This is a genomic window from Microbacterium sp. Bi128, from assembly GCF_918698205.1.
Window position 1 is genome coordinate 1 of sequence record NZ_CAKKMM010000254.1, and the last position, 5,728, is coordinate 5,728.

The 5,728-nt window shown below is 67.2% G+C and carries 5 protein-coding genes and 1 pseudogene; 5 read left to right on the forward strand and 1 reads right to left on the reverse strand.

Features of this window, described 5'->3' with window-relative positions; translation table 11 throughout:
- Window positions 1-153: 153 nt before the first annotated feature.
- Complete coding sequence (locus tag LQV45_RS16270; RefSeq protein WP_230007928.1) at window positions 154-1,677, reverse strand: sodium:solute symporter; 1,524 nt, start codon at window positions 1,675-1,677, stop codon at window positions 154-156.
- A gap of 282 nt (window positions 1,678-1,959) precedes the next feature.
- Between LQV45_RS16270 and LQV45_RS16275 the strand changes: the two genes are divergently transcribed.
- The 5 genes and pseudogenes from LQV45_RS16275 to LQV45_RS16295 form a co-directional block, all read left to right on the forward strand.
- Complete coding sequence (locus tag LQV45_RS16275; protein WP_018775913.1) at window positions 1,960-2,535, forward strand: helix-turn-helix domain-containing protein; 576 nt, start codon at window positions 1,960-1,962, stop codon at window positions 2,533-2,535.
- Window positions 2,536-2,637: 102 nt separating this feature from the next.
- The gene (locus LQV45_RS16280) at window positions 2,638-3,414 is read left to right on the forward strand and encodes a hypothetical protein (RefSeq protein ID WP_230007929.1); all 777 of its coding nucleotides are present in this window, start codon (window positions 2,638-2,640) and stop codon (window positions 3,412-3,414) included.
- A 240-nt stretch (window positions 3,415-3,654) separates the two neighbouring features.
- The gene (locus LQV45_RS16285) at window positions 3,655-5,112 is read left to right on the forward strand and encodes an ammonium transporter (RefSeq protein WP_230007930.1); all 1,458 of its coding nucleotides are present in this window, start codon (window positions 3,655-3,657) and stop codon (window positions 5,110-5,112) included.
- Window positions 5,109-5,450 carry a P-II family nitrogen regulator gene (locus tag LQV45_RS16290; RefSeq protein ID WP_230007931.1) on the forward strand — a complete coding sequence of 114 codons (342 nt, stop codon included), beginning with the start codon at window positions 5,109-5,111 and terminating at the stop codon, window positions 5,448-5,450. Before LQV45_RS16285 ends, LQV45_RS16290 begins: the two co-directional genes overlap by 4 nt.
- Before the next feature lie 89 nt (window positions 5,451-5,539).
- Window positions 5,540-5,728: pseudogene (locus LQV45_RS16295) on the forward strand (agmatinase); the annotation flags it as partial.

Consider the following 5,728-nt stretch of genomic DNA (forward strand, 5'->3'; position numbering starts at 1 on the left):
CCCGTGGAAGGTGAAGAATTCCTTGCGCCGGAGGAAAATGAGTGATCCTCGCGCGGCCCGTTAAGTTGCCTAAAGGCCGACGGCGGCGCCCCCGAAAGGGGAGCGCCGCCGTCGACCTTTAACTTGCGGTCAAGACCCAGCCGGGCCTGGGCCCTAGTGCGTGAGGGCCGGGGCCTTTTCTTCCTCGGCCGCGCTGCCGGCGACACGCCGGCGCCAGTTCTGCATGACCGCGGGATCCGTCGGCTTGGTCAGCAGCGACACCGCGATGTAGACGACCGCGGAAGCCGCCAGGCCGTAGTAGATCGGCTCGTTGGCGTAGATGCCGTCCAGCGGAACCTCGGCGTTGATTTCCAGGATGATCATGGTGCCGAGCGTGATGACCGAGCCCACCGCCATGGACGCCGCGGCGGCGACGCCGGTGCCGCGCTTCCAGACCAGGCCGCCAAGGATGGCCACGAGCAGGCCGCCTACCAGGATGTCGTACGCAATGGTCAGGGCCGCGACAACGTCCTTGGTGACGATGGCGATCACGATTGCCACGAGGCCCAGGCCCAGGACCCACATGCGGTTGGCCTTGACGTCGTGTTCCGGGTTGTCGGTGTCATCGGTGTTGACCGTCTTGCCGAACCAGCCGGCAACGAACGGCAGCACATCGGCGCGGGCCACGGTGGCGGCCGCGATCAGGGCGCCGGAGGCGGTGGACATCATGGCGGCGACGGCGGCGGCCAGCACGAGGCCGCCGATGCCGATGGGCAGCAGGTGGGTGGCGACCTCGGCGTAGACGACGTCCTTGCCCAGGGCCTTGACGTCGATCTGCGGCAGGGCCACCCGGGCGCCGAGGCCGATCAGGGCGCCGGCTGCGCCGTAGAGGATGCAGTAGATGCCGGCCGTGGCGCCGCCCCAGCGGGCGACTTCAGGCGTCTTGGCGGTGAACACACGCTGCCAGATGTCCTGGCCGATCAGCAGGCCGAGGGTGTACACCACAAAGTAAGTGATGATCGTCTGGGCGCCGATGCCGTCGATCTGGAAGAAGGTGGCGTCCACCCGGCTGCGGATCCCGTCGAGGCCGCCGGCGGCGTTGAGCGTGAACGGCAGCATCAGGAAGAAGATGCCGACCGTCTTGAGGACGAACTGGACCTGGTCGGCCAGCGTGATGGACCACATGCCGCCGATGGTCGAGTACACCAGCACGATTGCCCCGCCGACGGCGATCGCGAGGGCGCGGTCCCAGCCGAAGAGCACCACGAAGATGGTGGCGTAGGCGCCCGTGGAGGTGGCGCAGAGCATCAGCGTGTAGGCAAGCATGACGATGCCCGAGGTCTGCGTGGCGTTGCTGCCGTAGCGCAGGGTCAGCATCTGGGAGACGGTATAGATCTTCAGCTTCTGGATGGTGCTGGCGAAGAGCAGGCTCAGCAGCAGGACGCCGGCGCCGATTGCGACGACGAGCCACATGCCGGAGATGCCGAACTTGTAGCCCAGGCCCACGCCGCCGACGGTCGAGGCGCCGCCCAGGACGACGGCGGCCATGGTGCCGGTGTAGAGGAACGGACCGAGGCGGCGGCCGGCCACGAGGAAGTCGCTATTGTTCTTGGTGCGGGACTTGCCCCACCATCCAAACGCCAGCATGGCGGCCAGGTACACCACCACGATTGCGATGTTGACGAAAGTTGCGTCCATATAAAGGCTCCTTGGAGCTGGTTGACAGCGGATGCGGGCCTGCCGGGCCTCAACAGGGTGGTCGGCAAGGCTGCCGCTGCATGACGTGGGTAGAGGAGGATTTCCGTCGGAACCTCCGGTTTTGCCTTATAGGCAACACATGTTGCCCAGAAGAGTATGCTGTGACTCCGGTAACAGTCAAGACGCCGGGCGTGGTGCCGCCGCCTCCGCGTCACGAAGGCCCGCTCCCGCTAGGATTGCTCCAATGATGGGGCCAAGCGGCCGGCCGTGAAAGGTTCCTAAATGAAGGCACTACCAGTTGAACCGAGCAATGTTCCCGTTGCCATCGGTTCGCGGATCCGCGCCGCCAGGCAGTCCCAGCGGCTCACCATTGAACAGGTCGCAGACGCCACCGGGCTCACCAAGGGATTCCTGAGCCGGGTCGAGCGGGACCTGACCTCGCCCTCGGTTGCCTCCCTGGTAACGCTGTGCCAGGTTTTGTCCATCTCTATCGGCGACCTCTTCGCCGCCCCCGAAACGCACCTCACGAAGCAGAATGAGGGCCCTCGCATCTCCCTCGGCGGCGAGGGGATCGTCGAGCGGCTGCTGACCGCGCGCTCCGAGCGCCGCGTCCAGATCATCCAGGCCGTGATCGAGCCGCGCGGGCGCGGCGAGTCCGAACTCTATGCCGTGGACTGCGACGTCGACGTCCTGCATGTGGTCAAGGGAAGCATCCGCCTGATCCTCACGAATGAGGAATTCGAGCTCAGCACCGGAGACACCGTAACGTTCCCCGGCCGGGAACCCCACACCTGGGTCAATCCCACGGACGACGCCGTCGAGGTGCTGTGGGTGCTCGTGCCCGCCGCCAGCCGCTGAGGGCATGAACGCATCCGTAACCACCGCAAAAGTATCCGCACGGCGCACGCCGGAGATACACAGGACGAGCGGAAGCCGCTCGCGTCATCAACTGGGGGATCCATGAACCGCAACAACGTCTTTCTGTCCCTGGCCGTGGCCGCCGCGCTCGCGGCTGCCCTTGGCCTGAGCTCGTGCGCCGCCGCGGGCCAGCGGGCCGGCGAAACGGCAAGCGGTCCCGCCAGTGAAACCGCGGCCCCGGCGCAGCAGGAATCCGGTGCGGCCGCCCCGACCGCCTCCTCCGCCGCTTCGGCCCTGCCCTCGGCTGCCCCGAGCGCCTCCGCTACCCCCGTCCCGGCCGCGCCCACGGCCACGGCCAGCGCGGTGGCCGGTGTGAAAACCTTCACCTTCCCGGACGGGCACCTCTCCTTCTCCTATCCGAGCGGCTGGTCCGTCCGGTTGGTTGGCTCGCCCGAGAACGCGGCCAAGCTGCGGGGCCTGCAGGCGGTCATCGCCGACGCCACCGGCAACGAACTGGCTTCCATCACCAGCAGCACCAGCGCCAGCAACGCCTCCGGCCCTGTGGCCCGCACCGTGCTGGACACCGCTCCGGTGCCGGGGCTGAAAGATGTGGACGGCGAACAGCTGGCCTTCGGCTTCGCGTTCGATTCCCTTGCCGACCAGTCCGATTTCCACATGAGCGTGCGCAAGCAACGCGACTTCGCGCCCGCGGTCTCTGATTCCGGCTCCGCCTACGTCAGCTTCGCCAACGGCGGGGCGGAAGCCAAGGTGCTCTTCGGCAGCCCGGCGTTTGCCTCCGTCGACGCCGCCAAAGCCTGGATGACCACGGAGCAGTACAGCCAGCTCAAGCGCCTGCTGCTCACCCTCAAGTACAGCTGACCTCCCTTTCCTTGGTGAGATCGGCCCTGGTGAGATGTACGTCACATCCCGGCAATCTGCCGGAAACGGCAATTTAATGCCCGGAGCCGGCACGTAACGTGCCCGCAAGAATGGGAAAGCCTTCCCGAAACACGCCGTGAGTAGCGTCAACGGCGGGGGGACGCTCGTCAGTCCCAAACGTCACATGGTCTCGCCGCATCGGCGCCCTCGGAGCGCCGGCACTCGAGGAAGGCTCCCGCTATGAAGTTCTCTGTGCTTGCAGTAGGAATGGCAACAGATCCGCAGGTCCTTGACCCCGGATCGACCGCGTGGATGCTCACGGCGTCCGCTCTGGTCCTCCTGATGACCCCCGGGCTTGCGTTCTTCTACGGCGGGCTCGTCAGAATGAAGTCCGTCCTCAACATCATGATGATGAGCTTCGGCGCCATGGGCGTGGTGGCCGTCGTCTGGGCCCTGTGGGGCTATGGCCTGGCCTTCGGTCCGGATGCGCTGGGCGGCTTCGTCGGGGATCCCTTCACCAACTTCGGCCTGAGCGGGCTGACCACCAGCATCGGCTCCAAGGCGGCAGGCCTGCCGGACATGATCTTCGTCGGCTTCCAGGCCACGTTCGCCATCATCACCGTCGCACTGATCAGCGGCGCGGTGGCCGAGCGCGTCAGGTTCGGCCCCTGGCTCCTCTTTGCCGCCCTTTGGGTCACGCTCGTTTACGCGCCGATCGCGCACTGGGTCTGGGGCGGCGGCATTTTCGGACCTACCGGCATCATCGGCAGCAAGATCTCGGCCCTCGACTTCGCCGGCGGCACGGTGGTCCACATGAACGCCGGCATTGCCGGACTGATGCTTGCCGTGGTTCTGGGCAAACGGCTCGGCTTCATGAAAGACCCCAACATCCGCCCGCACAACCTGCCGTTCGTGATGCTCGGCGCAGGGCTGCTCTGGTTCGGCTGGTTCGGCTTCAACGCCGGCTCGGAACTCGCCGCCGACGCCACGGCCGCCCTGGCCTGGACCAACACGCTGCTCGCCACCAGCGCCGCCCTGCTGGGCTGGCTGCTCGTCGAGCGGCTGCGCGACGGGCATGCCACCTCGCTCGGCGCCGCCTCGGGAGCCGTCGCGGGACTCGTGGCAGTCACCCCGGCCTGCGGATTCATCGACCCCATCGGCGCCATCCTGATCGGCGCGATCGCCGGGGCCGTCTGCGCGCTCGCCGTCGGGCTGAAGTTCAAGATCGGACTCGACGACTCCCTGGACGTCGTGGCCGTGCACTTCGTGGGCGGCCTGTGGGGGACCCTGGCCCTCGGATTTTTCGCGCTTCCGTCCACCAAGACGGCCGGCGGCCTGTTCTACGGCGGCGGCCTGGCGCAGTTCTGGCCACAGATTCTCACCGCCTTGATCGTCACGGCATGGAGCGCCGCCATGACCACACTGATTGGCTTCGCGATCCACAAGAGCATCGGCATGCGCGTTTCCGAAGCCGACGAGCTCTCCGGCATTGACGTGACGGAGCACGCCGAAACGGCGTATGAGCTCCTCATGGTCGGCGGCAGCTTCCACCCCGGTGACCCGCATGCCCGGACTGATGCGGCCGAGGCCCACGCGACGGCCCACGCCGGGACCCACGCCGGGACCCACGCCGAAGTCCCGGCCGGGACCAACGCCGAGGCCGAGGGTGAGGCCGTCCGCGGCAGGGTGTCGTCATGAAGCTCGTCACGGCGATTGTGCGGCCGGAGCGGGTCGCGGCCGTTAGCGCGGCCCTGGAGCGGGCCGGGGTCAACGGCCTGACCGTGAGCCAGGCCAGCGGCTACGGCCGGCAGCGGGGCCATACCGAGGTGTACCGGGGCGCTGAATACAGCTCGGACCTGCTGCCCAAGGTGCGGCTCGAAGTCCTGGTCGACGAGGGCGCCCTCGGCGCCGTCATGGCTGCCATTGAAGAGGGAGGGCGCACGGGCCGCTTCGGCGATGGCAAGATCTGGATTATCGAGGTGCGCGACGCCGTCCGCGTCCGCACGGGGGAGCGGGGCGCGTCGGCCATCGCCTGAGGTTGGTAAACAACTGATGCGCAATACGAAACTTCGAGTGTATGATGGCTGTCACAACCGTCGGTCAATCCTCGAAGGAGAGGCTTCTTTTGGAAGAGCTGCGCATCGAGGCCAATGGCAACCTTGGCCCCATCGATTCATCCCGCGTCCCACGCTACGCCGGGGCTGCCACCTATGCCCGCCTGCCGCGCCTGGACCAGGTGGCCAAGGCAGACGTCACGGTGGTCGCCGTGCCGTTCGACACAGGCGTCTCCTACCGCACCGGCGCCCGCTTCGGG